The 19,164-nt window shown below is 73.6% G+C and carries 21 protein-coding genes; 13 read left to right on the top strand and 8 right to left on the bottom strand.

Annotated elements, in window-relative coordinates:
- Window positions 1-30: 30 nt before the first annotated feature.
- From alr to ACFY6S_RS29220, 4 genes are all read left to right on the top strand, one after another.
- Window positions 31-1,194, top strand: a complete 1,164-nt coding sequence (gene alr, locus ACFY6S_RS29235; RefSeq protein ID WP_388828007.1) for an alanine racemase — start codon at window positions 31-33, stop codon at window positions 1,192-1,194.
- 77 nt (window positions 1,195-1,271) lie between these two features.
- Window positions 1,272-2,507, top strand: coding sequence for an alpha/beta fold hydrolase (locus tag ACFY6S_RS29230; protein WP_388828002.1), 1,236 nt, complete (start codon window positions 1,272-1,274; stop codon window positions 2,505-2,507).
- On the top strand, window positions 2,479-3,102 hold the full coding sequence (tsaE, locus tag ACFY6S_RS29225) for a tRNA (adenosine(37)-N6)-threonylcarbamoyltransferase complex ATPase subunit type 1 TsaE (protein ID WP_388827999.1): 624 nt from the start codon (window positions 2,479-2,481) through the stop codon (window positions 3,100-3,102). The genes ACFY6S_RS29230 and tsaE overlap by 29 nt, the downstream gene beginning before the upstream one ends.
- A 210-nt stretch (window positions 3,103-3,312) precedes the next feature.
- Window positions 3,313-3,570 carry a hypothetical protein gene (locus ACFY6S_RS29220; protein ID WP_388827996.1) on the top strand — a complete coding sequence of 86 codons (258 nt, stop codon included), beginning with the start codon at window positions 3,313-3,315 and terminating at the stop codon, window positions 3,568-3,570.
- 123 nt (window positions 3,571-3,693) lie between these two features.
- On the opposite strand, the gene ACFY6S_RS29215 is transcribed toward ACFY6S_RS29220, so the two are convergent.
- On the bottom strand, window positions 3,694-4,227 hold the full coding sequence (locus tag ACFY6S_RS29215) for a L,D-transpeptidase (protein ID WP_388828573.1): 534 nt from the start codon (window positions 4,225-4,227) through the stop codon (window positions 3,694-3,696).
- 126 nt (window positions 4,228-4,353) lie between these two features.
- Here ACFY6S_RS29215 and tsaB point away from each other — a divergent pair, with 126 nt between their 5' ends.
- From tsaB to ACFY6S_RS29190, 5 genes are all read left to right on the top strand, one after another.
- A complete protein-coding gene (gene tsaB / locus ACFY6S_RS29210; RefSeq protein ID WP_388827993.1) occupies window positions 4,354-5,007 on the top strand; it encodes a tRNA (adenosine(37)-N6)-threonylcarbamoyltransferase complex dimerization subunit type 1 TsaB in 654 nt (217 codons plus the stop codon).
- A 35-nt stretch (window positions 5,008-5,042) separates the two neighbouring features.
- Window positions 5,043-5,543 (top strand): ribosomal protein S18-alanine N-acetyltransferase, encoded by a 501-nt coding sequence (gene rimI / locus ACFY6S_RS29205; RefSeq protein WP_388828570.1) that lies wholly within the window; start codon window positions 5,043-5,045, stop codon window positions 5,541-5,543.
- A gap of 18 nt (window positions 5,544-5,561) precedes the next feature.
- Window positions 5,562-6,719, top strand: coding sequence for a tRNA (adenosine(37)-N6)-threonylcarbamoyltransferase complex transferase subunit TsaD (tsaD, locus tag ACFY6S_RS29200; RefSeq protein ID WP_388827990.1), 1,158 nt, complete (start codon window positions 5,562-5,564; stop codon window positions 6,717-6,719).
- Window positions 6,716-7,030, top strand: a complete 315-nt coding sequence (locus ACFY6S_RS29195) for a hypothetical protein (protein WP_388827987.1) — start codon at window positions 6,716-6,718, stop codon at window positions 7,028-7,030. Before tsaD ends, ACFY6S_RS29195 begins: the two co-directional genes overlap by 4 nt.
- Window positions 7,031-7,361: 331 nt before the next feature.
- Window positions 7,362-8,198, top strand: coding sequence for a MurR/RpiR family transcriptional regulator (locus tag ACFY6S_RS29190; RefSeq protein ID WP_388827984.1), 837 nt, complete (start codon window positions 7,362-7,364; stop codon window positions 8,196-8,198).
- A 321-nt stretch (window positions 8,199-8,519) separates the two neighbouring features.
- On the opposite strand, the gene ACFY6S_RS29185 is transcribed toward ACFY6S_RS29190, so the two are convergent.
- Entirely contained in the window at window positions 8,520-9,281 is a 762-nt protein-coding gene (locus tag ACFY6S_RS29185; RefSeq protein ID WP_388827981.1) for an SDR family oxidoreductase, read from the bottom strand.
- 188 nt (window positions 9,282-9,469) lie between these two features.
- Between ACFY6S_RS29185 and ACFY6S_RS29180 the strand changes: the two genes are divergently transcribed.
- Window positions 9,470-10,342, top strand: coding sequence for a helix-turn-helix transcriptional regulator (locus ACFY6S_RS29180; protein ID WP_388827978.1), 873 nt, complete (start codon window positions 9,470-9,472; stop codon window positions 10,340-10,342).
- Window positions 10,343-10,575: 233 nt separating this feature from the next.
- Here the strand turns inward: ACFY6S_RS29180 and ACFY6S_RS29175 are convergent, their stop codons facing one another.
- Window positions 10,576-11,142 carry a TetR/AcrR family transcriptional regulator gene (locus ACFY6S_RS29175; RefSeq protein ID WP_388827975.1) on the bottom strand — a complete coding sequence of 189 codons (567 nt, stop codon included), beginning with the start codon at window positions 11,140-11,142 and terminating at the stop codon, window positions 10,576-10,578.
- 104 nt (window positions 11,143-11,246) lie between these two features.
- Between ACFY6S_RS29175 and ACFY6S_RS29170 the strand changes: the two genes are divergently transcribed.
- Both ACFY6S_RS29170 and ACFY6S_RS29165 read left to right on the top strand, forming a co-directional pair.
- On the top strand, window positions 11,247-12,170 hold the full coding sequence (locus ACFY6S_RS29170) for an NmrA family NAD(P)-binding protein (protein ID WP_388827972.1): 924 nt from the start codon (window positions 11,247-11,249) through the stop codon (window positions 12,168-12,170).
- A 106-nt stretch (window positions 12,171-12,276) separates the two neighbouring features.
- Window positions 12,277-12,846, top strand: a complete 570-nt coding sequence (locus ACFY6S_RS29165; RefSeq protein WP_388827969.1) for a hypothetical protein — start codon at window positions 12,277-12,279, stop codon at window positions 12,844-12,846.
- A gap of 272 nt (window positions 12,847-13,118) precedes the next feature.
- Here ACFY6S_RS29165 and ACFY6S_RS29160 read toward each other — a convergent pair whose 3' ends face one another.
- The 5 genes from ACFY6S_RS29160 to ACFY6S_RS29140 form a co-directional block, all read right to left on the bottom strand.
- Window positions 13,119-13,493, bottom strand: coding sequence for a hypothetical protein (locus ACFY6S_RS29160; RefSeq protein WP_388827966.1), 375 nt, complete (start codon window positions 13,491-13,493; stop codon window positions 13,119-13,121).
- A complete protein-coding gene (locus tag ACFY6S_RS29155; RefSeq protein WP_388827963.1) occupies window positions 13,448-14,011 on the bottom strand; it encodes a roadblock/LC7 domain-containing protein in 564 nt (187 codons plus the stop codon). The genes ACFY6S_RS29160 and ACFY6S_RS29155 overlap by 46 nt, the downstream gene beginning before the upstream one ends.
- A 91-nt stretch (window positions 14,012-14,102) precedes the next feature.
- Complete coding sequence (locus tag ACFY6S_RS29150; RefSeq protein ID WP_388827960.1) at window positions 14,103-14,897, bottom strand: transcriptional regulator; 795 nt, start codon at window positions 14,895-14,897, stop codon at window positions 14,103-14,105.
- The gene (locus ACFY6S_RS29145) at window positions 14,894-15,439 is read right to left on the bottom strand and encodes a hypothetical protein (protein ID WP_388827958.1); all 546 of its coding nucleotides are present in this window, start codon (window positions 15,437-15,439) and stop codon (window positions 14,894-14,896) included. Before ACFY6S_RS29145 ends, ACFY6S_RS29150 begins: the two co-directional genes overlap by 4 nt.
- A gap of 140 nt (window positions 15,440-15,579) precedes the next feature.
- A complete protein-coding gene (locus tag ACFY6S_RS29140; RefSeq protein WP_388827955.1) occupies window positions 15,580-17,025 on the bottom strand; it encodes a diaminopimelate decarboxylase in 1,446 nt (481 codons plus the stop codon).
- A gap of 143 nt (window positions 17,026-17,168) precedes the next feature.
- On the opposite strand from ACFY6S_RS29140, the gene hutU reads away from it, so the two are divergent.
- The gene (gene hutU, locus ACFY6S_RS29135; RefSeq protein WP_388827952.1) at window positions 17,169-18,953 is read left to right on the top strand and encodes a urocanate hydratase; all 1,785 of its coding nucleotides are present in this window, start codon (window positions 17,169-17,171) and stop codon (window positions 18,951-18,953) included.
- The last annotated feature ends 211 nt before the right edge of the window (window positions 18,954-19,164 follow it).

The raw sequence follows: 19,164 nt of genomic DNA, 5'->3' as shown, positions 1-19,164 counted from the left end.
CGGCGGTGGTGAGCTGAGAGACTGGGGCCGATGACCGGAATCATGCAGACCTCGGCCGGCCCCCGCGCCCGCGCCGAAGTCGATCTCGCCGCCCTGCGGGGCAATGTGCGTGCCCTGCGTTCCCGGCTGGGGGCGGGCACCTCGCTGATGGCCGTCGTGAAGTCCGACGCGTACGGCCACGGCATGCTGCCCGTCGCCCGCGCGGCCCGCGAGGCCGGCGCCGGCTGGCTGGGGACCGCCACGCCGCACGAGGCGCTCGCGCTGCGGGCGGCCGGGATCGGCGGGCGGGTGATGTGCTGGCTGTGGACGCCCGGCGACCCGTGGCGCGAAGGGATCGAGGCCGACCTCGACATGTCCGTCAGCGGCATGTGGGCGCTGCGCGAGGTCACGGCCGCCGCGCGTGAGGCGGGCCGGCCCGCCCGTATCCAGCTCAAGGCCGACACCGGCCTCGGCAGGAACGGCTGCCAGCCCGCCGACTGGCCCGAGCTGGTGGGCGCCGCGCTCGCCGCGCGGGACGCCGGGCTGGTCGAGGTCACCGGCCTCTGGTCGCACTTCGCGTGCGCCGACGAGCCGGGGCACCCCTCGATCGCGGCCCAGCTGGACGTCTTCCACGAGATGCTCGCGTACGCCGAGAAGGAGGGCGTCGAACCCGAGGTCCGGCACATCGCCAACTCGGCCGCGACCCTGACGCTCCCCGAGTCGCACTTCGACCTCGCCAGGGCCGGTATCGCCCTGTACGGCCTCTCGCCCAGCCCCGAGACCGGCGTCCCCGCCGACTTCGGGCTGCGGCCGGTGATGACGCTGTCCGCCTCCGTCGCCCTGGTCAAGCACGTCCCGGCGGGCCACGGCGTCAGCTACGGCCACCACTACGTCACACCGGCCGGGACGACTCTCGGGCTGATCCCCCTCGGCTACGCCGACGGCATCCCCCGCCATGCGTCGGGACGCGGACCCGTCCTGGTCGGCGGGGTGCGGCGGCGGGTGGCCGGACGGGTCGCGATGGACCAGTTCGTGGTGGACCTCGGCGGCGACACGCCCGAGCCGGGCGAGACCGCCGTCCTGTTCGGCCCCGGTGACCGGGGGGAGCCGACCGCCGAGGACTGGGCGCGCGCAGCGGACACCATCGCGTACGAGATCGTCACCCGTATCGGCGGGCGCGTACCGCGCGTTCACGTGAACGGAAGCACGGGCTGAACGAAGCCACGGGCCGACCTGCCGGGAAGCATGTTGAATAGGCAACGGCCCGGGTCCGGTACGACGAGGAGCGCACGGTGAGCGAGAGCAGCGCGGCGGCGGACGCGGCAGCGGCGGCGGCCACGGGCAACTGGCGCCGCGCCGGGCTGGCGGGCGCCGCCATAGGCGTGATCGCCGCCGGAGCCGCCGCGGGCGTCGCGATCGAGCGCCTGACCGTCGGCCGGGGCATACGCAGGAAGGCACAGCTCGCGCTCGACGCCACCGGACCGTACGGCGCGCTGCGCGGTACCCCGGGCAAGGCCGTCGCCGACGACGGCACGGAGCTGTACTACGAGGTCGACGAGGTCACGCCGGAGGCCGGCCCCGGCGCCGCGGGCACGGCGCCACGCCGCCGGCGCCTCTTCGGACGCAGGGCGCCCGCGCCCGTCACGGTCGTCTTCAGCCACGGCTACTGCCTCAACCAGGACTCGTGGCACTTCCAGCGCGCGGCGCTGCGCGGCCTCGTCCGTACCGTCCACTGGGACCAGCGCAGCCACGGCCGCTCGGCCCGGGGCGTCGCCCAGCGCGGTCCCGACCCCGTACCCGTCGACATCGACCGGCTCGGCCAGGACCTCAAGACCGTCATCGACACGGCGGCGCCGGACGGCCCGCTCGTGCTGGTCGGGCACTCCATGGGCGGGATGACGATGATGGCCCTCGCCGCGCAGTACCCGGAGCTGGTGCGGGAACGCGTCGTCGGCGCCGCCTTCGTCGGCACGTCCAGCGGGAAGCTCGGCGAGATCGACTACGGGCTGCCGATGGCGGGCGTGAACGCGGTACGCCGGGTGCTGCCCGGCGTCCTCAAGGCGCTCGGCTCGCAGACCGAGCTGGTCGAGCGGGGGCGGCGGCTCACCGCCGACCTCTTCGCGGGGCTGATCAAGCGCTACTCGTTCAGCTCGAAGGACGTGGACCCCGCCGTCGTACGGTTCGCCGAGCGGCTCATCGAATCGACCCCGATCGATGTCGTCGCCGAGTTCTATCCGGCCTTCACCGACCACGACAAGGCGTGGGCGCTGGCGGTCTTCCTGGAGGTCCCGACGCTCGTCCTCGCGGGTGAGAGCGATCTCGTGACACCCAGCTCGCACAGCGAGGCCATCGGCGATCTGCTGCCGGAAGCGGAGCTGGTCCTGGTCCCGGACGCCGGTCATCTGGTGATGCTGGAACGCCCGGAGGCGGTCACGGACCGGCTCGCCGACCTGCTCGCGCGCGTCGGAGCGGTGCCGCTGGAGACTAACGTTGGCCCGCATGGAAGCACCGCACAGCCAGACAGCTGACGCCGTCACCCCGCCGGACCCGGACCCGGGTCCCACCCCGACCCCGACCCCGGCGCAGACCGCCACCGTTCTCCGTATCGGCTCTCCCGAGGAGATGCGGGAACTGGGCCGGGGACTCGCCGCCCTGCTGCGCCCCGGTGACCTGGTGATGCTCACCGGCGAACTCGGCGCGGGCAAGACCACGCTGACGCGCGGCCTCGGCGAGGGCCTCGGGGTCAGGGGCGCCGTGACGTCGCCCACGTTCGTGATCGCCCGCGTCCACCCGTCGCTGTCCGGCGGCCCCGCGCTGGTCCATGTCGACGCGTACCGGCTCGGCGGCGGGCTGGACGAGATGGAGGATCTCGACCTCGACGTCTCGCTGCCGGACTCCGTGGTGGTCGTGGAGTGGGGCGACGGCAAGGTCGAGGAGCTGTCGGACGACCGGCTGCACGTGGTCATCGACCGGGTGGTGGGCGCCGTGCAGGCCGGTACGGAGGACGACGACCGGCGGACCGTGACGCTGACCGGGTACGGCGACCGCTGGTCGGGGACGGCGCTGGAGCTGTCGCGCGGAGAAGCGGAGGGGAAGCCGGAGGGGCGGCCGGAGGGGCGCTGACCCGCTGGTTTCCCGGTCCGGGCGGTAGGCCGGCGGCCCACCGGGCGCGACGGCGGTGGGATTCCGCCGGGATACGGCCAGGCGCGCCGTACTTTCCGACAAGTCGTCGGCAAAATGTTGCGCGTGCCGTGCCGCGCATGGTCACATGGTTACCGAGACCTGGTTAGGTCTACCTAACCACGCCTGCCCCCGGAGCCACAGGAGGCATCCATGCCGGCCCCCGAGCGTGCATCCCGTCCGCAGTCAGAGCCGCAGCCGCGGCCGCGGTCCTCGGCGTATCTGTCGCGGACGCTGTCGCCGTCCTCCGTACCGATGAAAGACCTGCTGGCGTCCTGCGCGGCGGCCAGAGCCGTATCGACGCCGCCGCGCGCGCCCTCGGCGGTCGGCGTGGCCGACGAGGCGCGCGAGGCCATAGCGGTGCGCGAGGCCGCTGCGGCGGCGGACGCGCTGCGGCGGGACGCGGCCTGACGCCGGCCGCTGCGGCGCGTCGGCGCGATCCCGTGCTGTCATGTGCGGACCGCGGTCCCACATGACAGCACGGAGAGTGACAGAGCGGCGGGGCCGCGCCCGTCAGGGAGGGGCGGGGCGCGACTACTGGACGACGACGACCTTCGTGCCGACCGTCGCGAACGTCCACAGCGCGTCGCCGTCCGCCCGCTTCATCCGCACGCCGCCCGTCCTCAGCGACGGGTCGGGCGCCGACATCGTGCCGTCGACCGCCGAGCTGAAGCCGATCGCCACCTCGTTGACGTTCGCGAACCGGACCACGTGTTCGACCCGTACCCCGTCGGAGCCGGTGATCGTGCCGGACCGCGAGGAGACGAGATACGTACCGGCCTCCGGGCTGATCGTGCTCGGTACGACCGCGAAGGCCCGCTCCGGCTTGCCGTCCTCGCCCACCAGCCACACCCGCCGGTCGCGCAGCGAGTAGACGACCCGCTCGCCGCTGCCGGAATCGGCGGGCAGCGAGCGCGGGTCCTTACGGGGCTGGGCGGCGGCGGACGCGGACGCGGAGGCGCTCGGGGCCCCCGCGGGCTTGCCGAGGGCGTCGGAGGCGTTCGCCGACGCCTGATAGGCGAGGAAGCCGACCGTGGCGATGGCCGCCGCCGTGAGCGTGGCCACGATTCCGGAGCTGCTCCTGGACACCCTTGATCCGCCTCTCATACGTATGACCCCGTGCGGACGGTAGCAGCAGGCATCCGGGCACCGGGTGCGGCGTGCTCCGGGGCCGGGGAGCCGTAGGCTGTTTGCGTGCTTCTGCTCGCCGTTGATACCGCCACGCCCGCCGTCACCGTCGCTCTCCACGACGGCGACTCCGTCCTGTCCGCCGAGAGCGCGGTCGACGCCCGCCGCCACGGGGAGCTGCTGCTGCCCGCCGTCGACCGGGTCCTCGCCGGGGCCGGGGTGAAACTGGACGCCGTGACCGACCTGGTCGTCGGGGTGGGGCCGGGCCCCTACACCGGGTTGCGCGTCGGCCTCGTCACGGCCCTGGCCTTCGGCTCGGCGCTCGGGGTGCCGGTGCGCGGACTGTGCACGCTGGACGGTCTCGCGTACGCCGCCGGGCTCGACGAGCCGTTCGCCGTGGCGACGGACGCGCGGCGCAAGGAGGTCTACTGGGCGCGGTACGCCGACAGCCGTACGCGGCTGACGGACCCGGCCGTGGACCGGCCCGCCGAGCTGGCCGAGCCGCTCGCCGGGCTGCCCGTGGTGGGCGCGGGCGGGCTGCTCTACCCGGACGCGTTCCCGGACGCCCGGGGGCCCGAGCACCAGTCGGCGGCGGCGCTCGCCTCGCTGGCCGCCGAGAAGCTGGCGGCGGGCGGCGCTTTCCTGCCGCCGCTGCCGCTGTATCTGCGCAGGCCCGACGCGCAGGTGCCGAAGAACTACAAGGTGGTCACCCCGAAGTGACCCGTACGGAGTCCGCTCCCGTGGTGCTGCGCGAGATGCGCTGGTGGGACATCGAGCCCGTCCTCGCACTCGAACACGAACTGTTCCCCGAGGACGCCTGGTCGCCGGGCATGTTCTGGTCGGAGCTGGCCCACGCGCGCGGCCCCCGGGCGACCCGTCGCTATGTCGTCGCCGAGGCTCCGGGAACAGGCGCGGGCACCGGCGAGTCCCCCGGCGGCCGGATCGTCGGGTACGCGGGGCTCGCGGCGGCCGGCGGGCTCGCCGACGTACAGACCATCGCGGCGGCCCGCGACCAGTGGGGCACCGGCCTCGGCGCGCGGCTGCTGACCGACCTCCTCCAGCACGCCACCGCCTTCGAGTGCGCGGAAGTGCTGCTCGAAGTGCGGGTGGACAACACCCGGGCGCAGAAGCTGTACGAACGGTTCGGCTTCGAGCCCATCGGCTTCCGCCGCGGCTACTACCAGCCCGGCAATGTCGACGCGCTCGTCATGCGCCTCCATGTGAAGACCCATCAAGGAACCGAGCCCCAGGGCTGATGAGAATGGCTGATGACAATGGCTGACGAACCCCTCGTCCTCGGTATCGAGACCTCCTGTGACGAGACCGGCGTCGGCATCGTGCGCGGTACGACCCTGCTCGCCGACGCCGTCGCTTCGAGCGTCGACGAGCACGCCCGCTTCGGCGGTGTCGTACCGGAGGTCGCGTCCCGCGCGCACCTGGAGGCGATGGTTCCGACGATCGAGCGCGCCCTGAAGGAGGCCGGAGTCTCGGCCCGCGACCTGGACGGGATCGCGGTCACCGCCGGACCCGGCCTGGCGGGCGCGCTGCTGGTCGGCGTCTCGGCGGCCAAGTCGTACGCGTACGCCCTGGGCAAGCCGCTGTACGGCGTGAACCACCTCGCCTCCCACATCTGCGTCGACCAGCTGGAGCACGGGCCGCTGCCCGAGCCGACGATGGCGCTGCTGGTCAGCGGCGGTCACTCGTCGCTGCTGCTCGCGCCGGACATCACGTCCGACGTACGGCCCATGGGCGCGACGATCGACGACGCGGCGGGGGAGGCGTTCGACAAGATCGCGCGCGTGCTGCACCTGGGCTTCCCCGGCGGTCCGGTGATCGACCGGCTGGCCCGGGAGGGCGACCCGGCGGCCATCGCCTTCCCGCGCGGTCTGACCGGGCCGCGCGACGCCGCGTACGACTTCTCGTTCTCCGGGCTGAAGACGTCGGTGGCGCGCTGGATCGAGGCGAAGCGCGCGGCGGGCGAGGAGGTGCCCGTACGGGACGTGGCGGCGTCGTTCCAGGAGGCGGTGGTCGACGTACTGACGCGAAAGGCGGTGCGCGCCTGCAAGGACCAGGGTGTGGACCACCTGATGATCGGCGGCGGGGTCGCGGCCAACTCCCGGCTGCGCGCGCTGGCGGCCGAGCGCTGCGAGCGCGCGGGCATCCGGCTGCGGGTGCCGCGCCCCGGGCTGTGCACGGACAACGGCGCGATGGTGGCGGCGCTGGGCGCGGAGATGGTGGCGCGCAACCGGCCGGCCTCGGACTGGGGGCTGTCGGCGGACTCGTCGCTGCCGGTGACGGAACCGCATGTGCCGGGGCACGAGTACGAGCATGAGCACGGGCACGGCGAGGGGCACGGGCACGGTCATGGCGGGGGACACGGGCATGATCATGACCACCTGCACGAGCTGAGCAAGGAGAACCTGTACTCATGACCGTGGCGCTGATGTGGGAGGCCAAGGCGGCGCCCGGCCGGGGCGCTGAACTGCTGGAGTGGGCGCGGGCCCGCGTCCGGGAGCTGACGCCCGAGCCGCTCCGCCACGAACTCCTGCGCGCCCCCCAGGACCGCGTCCTGGTCATCACCTGGTGGAACGGCCCGTACGACGCGGACGTCCCCGAACTCCCCGCCGCGCCGGCCGACCTGCTCGCCCGGCCCGCTCACCGCTGGCGCTTCGAGTCGCTCGGCGGCACGGGTGACGCGGGGCAGATGCCGTTCTCCGGCGCCGACGCGTCGGGCGAGGGGTAGCGCGCGGGACGGGATGTCGGGCGGGCGGCCGGGCAGGCGGGCAGGCGGCTGGGCGGTCGCTTGCTCCGCCGAACCCCTCGGCCGTCCACGGCGCGCTCCCGTCCCGTCAGGTCGCCCGGGCCGAGGGTCTCCACCGCCCAGGGAGGCCGTCCCTTGCCTGGCTGCATATGCTCATGCAGAGTTCTCCGTGGCTGAATAGTCGGTGGCCGACCACGGCCGCCGCGCCGCTCGGCCGGTTCACGGGACCGGTGAACGCCGTGGGCCACTGCGTGCCTCACCCCGCGGGCCGTGCCGCCGCCGAACCGACCGACGATCACACGAGGGGGATCGCATGAGCGACAGCCCTGCCGCCCGACTCCAGCGGCTTTTCGAGGGCCACCGGCTCACCCCCACCCAGCGCCGTATCGCCCACAGCATGGTCCGGCAGGCCGCCGACGCGCCGTTCCTGTCCAGCGTCGAACTCGCCGAGCTGGCCGGGGTCAGCCAGCCGTCCGTCACCCGCTTCGCGGTCGCGCTCGGCTTCGACGGCTACCCGGCGCTGCGGCGGCACCTGCGGGAGGTCACGCCCGCCGGGCCGGCCGACCCGGACTCCTCGTACAACGAGTACCAGCAGGCCGTACAGGGCGAGATCGAGAACCTGCGCCGCCTCTCCGAGCTGCTCGCCGACCCGGCGCCCGTCGAACGCGCCGGCCGGCTGCTCGCCGCCTCCCGCCCGCTGCCGGTCCTGGGCCTGCGCGCGGCCTCCTCGCAGGCGCGCGGCTTCGCCTACTTCGCCGCGAAGGTCCATCCGGACGTACGGCTGCTGGACGAGGGCGGCACGATGCTCGCCGACCGCATCGACGCCGCCCGGCACGCGGGTGCGAGCGCGCTGCTCTGCTTCGCCCTGCCGCGCCATCCCAAGGAGGTCGTCGACGCGCTCGCGTACGCGCGCTCGGACGGTCTGACGGTGGTGACGGTCGCCGACTCGGCGTTCGCCCCGGTCGCCCGCCACAGCGACCTGCTGATCCCGGCGGCGGTCGGCACGGGCCTCGCCTTCGACACGGTGTGCGCGCCGATGCTGCTGGGGCGGGTGCTGCTGGAGGCCATGTGCGACGGGCTGCCCGACGCGCAGGCGCGGCTGGAGGAGTTCGACGCGCGGGCGAGCGCGCGGGGGCTGTTCGTGGAGTGAGGGGCCCTCGGAACCCCCGCCCGGCAGTGGGCCGCTTCGTCCGGGTCCCGCCCGTCCGGGGACCCGCCCGTCCGGGGACCCGCCCGGCAGTGGGCCGGTCCGTCCGGGGGTCGGTCCGTCCGGGGGTCGGTCCGTCCGGGACCGGCCGTCAGTGGGCCGCTTCGTCCGGGGGCCGGCCCGGTCCGTTGGCCGGTCCGTCCGGGGGCGGCCCCTCAGCGGGTCGGCGGGGCGAACTCCGGCTGGGCGAGCAGGCGCAGCCGGCTTTCCTCAGATGGGGCCGCACGACCTGAGCCCGAGCGCCGGTACCGTCCTTCGGCGGCGTCAGCCCGCGCGGCCGGGGAGCATGGCCAGGGCCTGGGAGCGCTGTGCGACGAGGTCGTCGTAGGTGCCGTCGCGCTCGGCCCAGCGGTGCATGAGGACCCCGTTCACCAGGATCTCGCGGGGGGTGGGGTCCGCTGCGAGCAGCCGCATGACCTCGGTGGCGAAGCCGTCGAGCGGCAGCGCGTGCGGGTTCACCTTCTCCTGGCCCGCTGTGGCGACGGCCGGGGGGACGAGTTCGACGACGCTGACGCCGGTGCCGTCGAGTTGCGCGCGCAGTGCCTCGGAGTAGGCGTGCACCGCGGCTTTCGAGGCGGCGTAGGTGGGCATGGGCGGGAAAGGCAGGAAGGCGATGCCGGAGGTGACGGTGATGAAGGTGCCGGAGCCCCGCCGGATCAGGTGCGGGGTGAAGGCGTCGATGACCCGGATGGTGCCCATCAGGTTGGTGTCGACCGTCGTCCGCGCGGCCTCGAAGTGCGCGGGGTCGCGCAGGTCCTCCAGGAGCATGACGCCCGGCATCGTCACCACGGTGTCCAGTTCGGGGTACCGGGCGAGCACGGCGTCACGGGCAGCCGCGACGGAGGCGCTGTCGGTGACGTCGACGCTGAAGGTGCCGAAGCCCTCTTCGGCGAGTTCCGCGAGTGCCTCCGGGCTGCGTCCGCCCACGGCCACGACGCTGCCCGCTGCGACGAACCTGCGGGCCAGCTCCCGTCCGATACCCGAGGTCCCGCCGACGACGAGAACGGTGCGGTTGGAGAGATCCACGAGATCTTCCCTTCGGTCCAGGGCGCCGACGGCGTTCAGGCCCGCGGCGCCTCGATTGATGTTCTCTGCCCTTCGCGGACAGCGCTACCGCAGTCTTGGCGGCATCCGCCGGGTGGGACAGTGCCCCCGTCTTCCCTGGTCCTGCCAGGGCCCCCGCTGGGTCACGCCCACCGCATTACGGTGTTGGTATGAAGGATGCGGAATCCGGCCACCGGCTCGGCAGCTATCTGCGCGCCCGGCGTGAGCTGATCTCGCCGGCGCGGGCAGGAATCCCGCCGGGCGGCAACCGCCGCGTGCCCGGTCTGCGCCGCGAGGAAGTCGCCCTGCTCGCCGGAATCAGCCCCGACTACTACCTGCGGCTGGAACGCGGCCGCGACAGGAACCCCTCACCCCAGGTCCTCGAATCACTCGCGCGCGTCCTGTGCCTCGACGACGTCGAGCGCGCGTATCTGCTCGGCCTCACGGCAGCACGCCCCGGGGCACCGCGCCGCAAGCGACCCGAGCAGGTCCCGGCACGGGTGCACCAGCTCCTCGCCCATCTTCGGATTCCGGCGTTCGTCGAAGGGCGTGCGTTCGATGTCCTGGCCTCCAACCCCATGGCCGTCGCGCTCTCCCCGCGCCTGCGGCCCGGCCAGAACCGGCTCCGCTCCCTCTTCCTCGATCCCGAGGAACAAGCCTTCCACCAGGACTGGGCCAAAGCCGCCGCCGGCTTCGTCGCCGCGCTTCGCACCACCATCGGGGACGACACCGACAACCCCCGGTTCGTCGAACTCGTCGGAGAACTCGCCCTGTCCAGCCAGCGGTTCCGCACGCTGTGGGCCCGGCACGATGTCCGCAGTCTCGATGGAGGCACCACCACCGTCCACCACCCCGTCGTCGGTGAACTGCGGCTCCACCGCGACAAACTCCCCATCGACGACGTCATCCTCGTCGTCTACTACCCCGACCAGGACAGCGACAGCGACGAGAAGCTGCAACTCCTCGCCGCACTCGTACCGACCGAACCCACCGACACCGCACACGGCAGGCCGGCGGACACCCCGCGCCCGACGACACCTTGACGGACACCGGCCGCCCGGCGGCCGGGTCTGCGGAGACCGCCGGCGCCGGCACCGCGGCCCGAGCCTCGCGCGCAGGGGCCGATCCGGGCCGGAGTCCCAGGTGACGGTTCCGGCCCGTCGAGTGCGACGACGTCAAGGCAGGTTCTGTGAGCGGTTGCTGACTCCGGCGCCACGTTGGGGCGGTGGGATGCGCTCTCCCTTCCCTGCCGCGGCCCGCGGACCGGCGCCCCCGCTCACCCCCGCGGGCTGATACCCGCCATGGTCAGGCCCAGCAGCCGGTCCGCCTCGGCCGCCGGGGCCCGGTGGTGCTCGGTGGCCAGGGCGATGCCGGTGACCAGGGTGACCAGGTCCGTCGCCGTCACCTCCGGCGCCACGGTGCCCGCGCGGGCGGCGCGGTCCACCAGGGGGGCCAGCGCCTCGGTGAGGTTCTTGGCGCAGCCGCCCGCGTACTCCGGGTCGGCCGCCCCACCCGAGGCCATGGCTTCGGCCATTCCGCGCGCGGAGGCGGCGTAAGCGGACAGCGCGCCCAGCCACTCCAGCAGCGCCGCACGGGGGTCGGCCGCGCCGGTCGCCAGTTCGTGGGCGCGGGTGCGCAGCGACTCGATCCGCTCCTGGAAGACCGCTTCGAGCAGGGCCCGCCGCGTCGGGAAGTGGCGGCGCACCGTGGCGGAGCCGACCCCTGCCGTGCGCGCGATCTGTTCCAGGGAGGCGTCCGCGCCGTGCGCGGCGACCTCGTCCTCGGCCACGGCGAGGATGCGGGCGTAATTGCGCCGCGCGTCCGCGCGCTGGACGGCGGTCATGGCGTCATCTCCCGGTTGCTAAGTGGCGGGGTCCTCCGTATCGTACCGAAAAGTTAAGCGGCGGGCCCCGCCGTTTAATCGGTTCGGTCTGCCTTGGGAGCATCATGTCCGTACATTCCACAGATTCCGCGCCCGTTCTGGTCAGTGGCGCCACCGGCAGACAGGGTGGTGCGACGGCTCGCGCCCTGCTCGCGGCGGGGGTTCCCGTGCGGGCCCTGGTCCGTGACCCGGAGAGCGAGCGGGCCAGGGCGGTCGCGGCGCTCGGTGCCGAGCTGGTCACCGGAGACCTCTACGAACCGGACACCGTCCGGCGGGCGGCCGAGGGGGCGCGGGCCGTCTTCTCGGTGCAGATGCCGGACATGACCGATCTGGCGGGCGACTCCGAGTGGGTCCAGGGGCGCAACCTGATCGACGCGGCACGGCAGGCGGGGGTGGCGCAGTTCGTGCACGCCTCCGTCTCCGGCGCCGACCAGCACCGCTCCGTGCCCGGCTGGGCGGAGGGCAAGTGGGCGTCGATGGAGCACTACATGGAGACCAAGAGCGCGCTCCAGGAACGGGTGCGCGAGGCCGGCTTCCGGAACTGGACGCTTCTCAAGCCGAGTTTCTTCATGGAGAACTTCCTGCCGCCGTCCCTCCTGCTCCCGAAGGGCATCGAGGGCGGCCTGGTGACGGTGCTCCGGCCCGGCACCGAACTGTCCCTCGTCGCGGTCGCCGACATCGGCGCCGCCGCCGCTGCCGCCTTCGCCGAGCCGGAGCGGTTCCACGGCGTCGAGCTGGAACTGGCGAGCGAGCAGCTGACGATGACCGAGGTCGTCGAGGTCCTCTCCCGCGCCCTGGGCGTCGAGCTGACCGCCCCGGACATGACCCCGGAGGAGGCGGGCGTCGTCGGCATTCCGCAACTGCTCACCGGGCACGAGTGGCTGAACCAGGTGGGCCAGCCGGCCCGCCCGGAGTACGCGCGTGCCCTCGGGATTCCGCTCACCGGTTTCGCGGAGTGGGCCGGAGAACACCTGCGGCCCGGAGCCTGACGCCTCCCCGCCCCGGAACGGCCCGGCCGGACTCAGGAAACGCTCAGAGAGCGTTGTTAGTCTGCGCGCCGACACGCAGGCGTGGAACGGCTTGAGGAGGCAGGTAGTGGGGCGCGGCGGACAGTCTCTGGCACGGGTGGCGGTGATCGTACGGGCGGGAGCGGCGCCCTTGTGGTGGCTGGGGCTGGTGGCGGCCGGGATCGGGTTTCTGATCCCCGGTCTGACCGGTCGCCGGATCGGCGGCTATGCCGGGGCCGCGCTGTTCATCCTGTGTGGCGTGGCGGTCGTTCTCGTACGCCGTCGTCGCTACACCGCGTGGGCGGACGGCGCCTCGCGGGCCGCGAAGTACGACTATCTCCAGGACCGTGCGGTGACGCTGCGGAACTGGCGGCGGGCGCACCGGTGGTGGCTGCTCGCCGGCTTCCTGGCGGCGGTGGGGGCGTCCTTCGCGCTGCCCGTCGCCGGGGGCCTCGCCCTGGCGGGCGCCGGGGCCGGACTGTGGCTGAAGGCCGGCTGGCTCGGGGCGCGGGAGCGGCGGGACGAGGTGCTGCTGTGGGTACGTACCGACTGGGCCGGGACCGGGCGGCCCGTAGGCAAGCAGGTGAAGGGCTACCGGACGACGGGGCTCGCGGCCGGCGACGCGGCGGTCGGCGGCGCGCGGCGCCGCGGGCGCTGAACCGGGCCGGCCAGTACCAGCATCAGGGCCCATGGCCCGGACCCCGTGCCAGGACCCGTGCCCGTGCCCATGCCCGTACCCGTGCCCTACCCATGCCCGTACCCGTGCCCTGCCCATGCCCGTACCCGTGCCCTGCCCGTGCCCGTGCCCGTAGCCGTGCCCGGTGTGGACCGGCGCCGGCTCGTTGCCGAGGCGGCGCCGGTTTCCCCTTCGGACCGGCGGTCCGGTGCTGGGCCGGTGTCGGTCCGGTCCGGGTGCGGGTCCGTCGGGTGTCAGACCTCCAGCGTGGCCTCTATCTTCATCAGCTGGTGGCGTGCCATCGCCAGGTTCGCCCGGGACCTGTCGAGCGCCAGGTAGAGGAACAGCCCGCTGTTCGCACGTCCCTTGAGCAGCCGGATCAGGTGGTACTGGGCGCCGAGGGTGATGAGGATGTCGTCGATCTCGTCCTTCATGCCGAGCAGTTCCATGGTGCGGACCTTCGCCCGGACCACGTCGGTGTTGCCGGCGGCGGCGACGGTCAGGTCCAGGTCCTTGCTGCCGCCGACCGTGCCCAGGGCCATGCCGCTGGAGTAGTCGACGAGGGCCGCCCCCAGGGCGCCTTCTATGACGGTGGTGGCTTCCTTGAGAGCGGCTTCGGTGGTGGCCATGAATATCGTGCTTCCCTTCCGTCCGGTGGCGGCGGCCCGGAGGGTTCCGGGCTGCCGGATGTGGCGTGGGGCCGGTGCGGCATGCGCGCCGCACGTGGGGACCGCGGGGAGGGATCCGTCGCCGGCCGGGCGGTCTCCAGCCGTTCGAGGGCGCCGTCGACCAGTTCCCCGATGCGCGCGCTGGATCTGCGGGCCTCCAGATGCAGCCGGCCCACGTTGGTCTTCGGGTCCGCCAGCAGCGTCAGGACGGCGGAGGTGCCCGCCGCGTACGTGGCGACGTAGCCCAGCTCGCCCCGGATCAGCAGCTCCCTGAATCCGCCCTGGCCCGTGGCGTCCGCCAGCCGCAGGGCGACGCCCAGCGCGGCGGCGGTGAGGGCGGCCACACCCTCGGCCTCCACCTCGGCGGTGTCCTGGGCCAGCACCAGGCCGTCGGTACTGGCCGCGAGCGCGCCGCTGAGCTGGGGGAGGCGGGCCCGCAGGCGCCTCAGCTCACCGAGTACGTCGGCCTCTGCCGTCATCAGCTGTCTCCTCTCGGCGCGCGCCCGCAACGCGCGCCTCATGACCATGACAGCGCGGCACGGTCCGGGTGGCGGTGGATGGAGCGGGGGGTCACAGGCTTGCCTCCAGGGCGTCGCGGAGCCGGCGTAACAGTGCGATGTCCGGATCGCCGGAGACATCCGTGACCCACGCGGGGAGCGTCGGGAGCGTGGCCGCCGCCGGTTCTTCGGGCGTCTCGACCAGACCGGCGGCGGCCAGCCGCCGGATGTCGAGAAGGGTGTGGAACGCGGGCCGGCCCAGGGCCCAGGCGATGGCCACCGGCGTACGCACGCCGTCGGCCAGCGCGAGCAGCGCGTGCTGTCGGTGGGTGACGGCCTGTCCGGGGGCGGGTCTTCTGGCGACGACCGGCGCCGTGTCGACGGCCGCGTACGGCCATACCCGGTCGAGGAGTTCACGCCGGCGGAGCGTCTCGCGCTCGACGGCCGACGCGGATACGGGGCGTACGGGACCGATCCAGTGCGCCACCCCGTAGCGGAAACGGGTGGGGCCGCTGCCGGGGGAGAGGGCGAAGAAGGCGGCGTCGAAGAGTGCGCCCAGATGGCAGATCTCCAGCTCGCCGTCGTGCAACCGGCCGCTGTCGACGAGGAATCTGCCCACTTCGCGGCGGGCGCCGGCCCGGTCGACGGCCTCTTCCCAGCCCTCGCGGGGTAATCGGCCGCCTCTGGTGAGCAGGACGTCGATGCCGGGGGCGGCGGGGCTCTCGGCGTGCACCACGCGGCCGTCGGTGAGGTAGAGCGTGCCGTGGTCGCGCAGCAGGGCTCCGGTGGCGCGCTCCCCGGCGAGCCGCACGAGCATCGGGGAGACAGCCGGTGGTATGGCGGGTTGCGCGGTGGCCCCGGCGGTCATTCCAGCACCAGCCGTTCGGCGAGCTGCCCCAGGCGTATGCGGGCGAGGGCGAGGTTGCCGGTGCCGCGGTCGAGCCAGAGGTGGAGGAAGACGCTGCTGTCGAACGCCGTCTCCACGAAGCTCAATATGTGATAGCCGGTGCGGGTGGTGACGATGAGGTCCTCGACGTGCGGGCCCTTGTCGCCGTCACCGTCACCGTCGGTGCTGGTGCTGGTGCTGGTGCTGGTGCTGGTGCTGGTGCTGGCGCTCGTGCCGGTGCCGGTGCCGGTGCCGGTGCCGGTGGCGGGGCGCTTGGCGTGGCCGCCGGGGTCGGAGGCCGAGGCCGGGGCCGGGGTCGGGGGTCTGGCCGTGGGCGCGAAGGCCGAGTACTCGGCGGCGGCCCTGGCCAGTTCGGCCGTCTCGGCGGCGGTCGCCTCGTGGTCGCCGTTAGGTGACTGCCCCGCCGTGCCGAGCGCCAGTCCGCTCGTCCAGTCGACAATGGCCGCCCCGAGGGCTCCTGGCAGGGTCATCGCCTCCTCCAGGCAAGCGTCGATTCCGGGCATGCGAATCCCCCTCCCAGCCGGGCGCGCGGACGCACTGTCGTACGGCGGTGATCGAGAGATTACGCAACGTTGGTGTCGAGGGGTGGTCGTTCTGGCATTTTCCAGCGGAACATGCGCGGCAGGGGCCGAGAGCTTTCGGTTCAGCTTTCCAGGAGAGCGTCCGTATGGGCCCCGCCCGATTCGGCCACAATTTCCTCGACGCTCTGCGCGGTCCGTACGGTCGCGAAGCGCACCGGGCCGCGGGCGGGCGCGGTGAAGCCGTGGACACCGGGTCTGGCCAGGCTGTTGTAGGCGTAGTGGGTGGCGAAGTAGTACGCGCCGGTGTCGAGGGCCGCGACGAGATCCCCCTGTTCCAGCAGCGGCAGCGGTCGGTTCTCGGCCAGCAGGTCACCCGCGAAACAGGCCGGGCCCGCGACGTCCTGCGCCACGAAAGGGCCGGTTTTCGGTTCTCCGGCCGGGTCGTACGCGGCGATGCGCAGCGGCCAGGAGGCCGGGTCGTAGACGGTACGGGTGGCGACCTGCGCGCCCGCGTGGGTCACCGCGATGGGGCGGGAGCCCGAGGTCTTCGCGTACTCGACGCGGGCGAGGACCGTGCCGTGCTTGGCGAGCAGAGAACGGCCGAATTCGGTGACCAGGCCGTAGCGCCCGTCCAGCAGCCCGGGGACGGCCTCGCTCAGCAGCCGCGCGTAGTCGGCGTACGTCGGAGTCTCCTCGTCCGAGCCGAAGTTGACGGGGAGTCCGCCGCCGAGATCGACGGTGTCGACCTGTCGCCGCCCGGCCGCCGCGTTGATCTCCTCGGCCAGCTCGTACACCGCCCGTACGCCGCGTGCCATGAGTTCGAGGGGGACACCCTGCGAGCCGGAGTGGGTGTGCAGCCGGGTCAGCCAGGGCCGGTCGAGGAAGGCACGCACCACCCAGGCGCGGGCGCCCTCGTCGCGCAGCGCGACCCCGAACTTGGAGGTGGCGGTCGCGGTGGACAGGGCGCCGATGGAGCCGCCGCCGAGCTGCGGGTTGACCCGCAGGCCGCGCGGCGAGGCGGTGGGCGCCGAGGCGGTCAGCGCGTCGAGGCGCGCCAGCTCCTGCGGGTTGTCCGCGTTGACGGCGATACCGAGCGCGAGCGCCTCGCGCAGCTCGGCGAAGGTCTTGGCGGGCGAATCGAGGACGGTGCGGTCCGCCCGTACCCCCGCAGCCCGCGCGAGGGCCAGCTCCCCGGGGCTGGCGACCTCGGCGCCGATGCCCTCCGCGTCCAGCAGGCGCAGTACGGGCACCAGCGGCGCCGCCTTGACGGCGAAGGCGTGCAGAACGGGGGTTCCGGGCGCGGTGACCCCGTCGAACGCGGCCCGGAGCGCGGCGGCCGAGGCGCGGATACCCGCCACGTCCAGCAGGGCGACGATCGGCTCGGCGTCGGAGATCAGCCCCTGCTCCACGGCGGCCCGCACGGCGCGGTCGCGGCGGGCGACCGCGCCGGACCCGGCCCCCGCCTCCGTGCTCCCGGCCCCCACCGCCCCCGTCGCGCCGCCCGGGTTCGCCGCGCCGTGCCGTATGTCGCGATCCACGTTCTCGCCGTTGCCCTGAACCGAAGCCATGTCCCCAGCCAATCATCTCGGGGACGGCCGCGCAGGCCCGGTACGGTCATGGACCTGTTGACTACAAGTATTCATCCGTTCAGGATGTGAATAGATTGGCTGGCGCATTCGTCAGCGGCTCCACGCCGGAGGAGGCATCGCCCATGTCAGGACCCCGCCCCGTACGGGCACCGCGCGGTACGGAACTCAGCGCCCTGGGATGGCAGCAGGAAGCCGCCCTGCGCATGCTCCAGAACAACCTGGACCCCGAGGTCGCCGAACACCCCGACCAGCTCGTCGTCTACGGCGGCACCGGCAGGGCCGCCCGCGACTGGCGCTCCTTCGACGCCATGGTCCGCACGCTGCGCACGCTCAAGCAGGACGAGACGATGCTCGTCCAGTCCGGCCGTCCCGTGGGCGTCATGCAGACCCACGAGTGGGCGCCGCGGGTGCTGCTCGCCAACTCCAACCTGGTCGGCGACTGGGCGAACTGGGAGGAGTTCCGGCGGCTGGAATCCCTCGGGCTGACCATGTACGGGCAGATGACGGCCGGTTCCTGGATCTACATCGGCACCCAGGGCATCCTCCAGGGCACCTACGAGACGTTCGCCGCCGTCGCGGCGAAGCGGTTCGGCGGGACGCTCGCCGGAACGATCACCCTCACCGCGGGCCTGGGCGGCATGGGCGGCGCCCAGCCGCTGGCCGTGACCATGAACGACGGCGTGGCGATCTGCGTCGACTGCGACCCGCGCGCCATCGACCGCCGTATCGAGCACCGCTATCTCGATGTGCGGGCGGACAGCCCGGCCCACGCCCTCCAGCTCGCGACCGAGGCCAGGGACGCGCGCCGGCCGCTCTCCATCGGGCTGCTGGGCAACGCGGCGGAGCTGCTGCCGCGCCTGCTCGCGGAGGGCGCTCCCATCGACATCGTCACGGACCAGACCTCCGCCCACGATCCGCTGGCGTACCTGCCGCTCGGCGTCGACTTCGACGACATGGCCTCGTACGCCGCCGAGAAGCCCGCCGACTTCACGCGGCGCGCCCGTGAGTCCATGGCCCGGCACGTGGAGGCGATGGTCGGCTTCATGGACGCGGGCGCGGAGGTCTTCGACTACGGCAACTCGATCCGGGGCGAGGCCCAACTGGCTGGATACGAGCGGGCCTTCGCCTTCCCCGGCTTTGTGCCCGCCTATATCCGCCCGCTGTTCTGCGAGGGCCGGGGCCCGTTCCGCTGGGCGGCCCTGTCGGGCGAGGCGTCCGACATCCACAAGACCGACAAGGCGATCCTCGACCTCTTCCCCGAGGGCGACTCCGCGCAGAACGAGTCCCTCCATCGCTGGATCAGGATGGCCGGCGAACGCGTCCACTTCCAGGGCCTGCCCGCGCGGATCTGCTGGCTCGGCTACGGCGAGCGGGACCGGGCGGGCGAGCGCTTCAACGACATGGTCGCCTCCGGCGAACTCGCCGCCCCGCTGGTCATCGGCCGCGACCACCTCGACTGCGGCTCGGTCGCCTCCCCGTACCGCGAGACCGAGGCCATGCTCGACGGCTCCGACGCCATCGCGGACTGGCCCCTCCTCAACGCCATGGTGAACGTCGCCTCCGGCGCCTCCTGGGTCTCCATCCACCACGGCGGCGGCGTCGGGATGGGCCGCTCGATCCACGCGGGCCAGGTCTCGGTCGCGGACGGCACGAAGCTCGCCGGGGAGAAGATCCGCCGCGTCCTCACCAACGACCCCGGCATGGGGGTCATCCGCCATGTCGACGCGGGCTACGACCTCGCCGAGTCGGTGGCGGACGAGCGCGACGTCCGCATCCCGATGCGGGAGGACACGGACACGGACACGGACGCGGACACCGCTGGTGCGGGTGTAGGCAACAGTGCTGGTGCTGGTGCTGGTGCTGGTGCTGGTGCCGGTGCCGTCCCGGCCGAGGGCGGTACGGCGTGACCTCTCGCGAGCCGCACGACGCGCCGCCCGCGCCGGTCGGCCCGGGCGGCGCGGGCGGTCCGGGCGGCGCGGGCGGTCCGGATGGCGCGGGCGGTCCGGATGGCGTGGGCGGTCCGGTCGGCGTGGGCGGTTCGGATGGCGTGGCCCGCGCCCGGGCCGACCAGCCCGCCGGGTCCGGCTCCGCGCCGTCCGGCTCGGCTCGGCCCGCCTC

Origin of the sequence: Streptomyces sp. NPDC012835 (assembly GCF_042900885.1) — a bacterium.
Classification (GTDB): Bacteria; Actinomycetota; Actinomycetes; order Streptomycetales; family Streptomycetaceae; genus Streptomyces.
The sequence above is the reverse complement of the archived record's forward strand: the minus strand, read 5'-3'. Positions and strand labels throughout refer to the sequence as shown.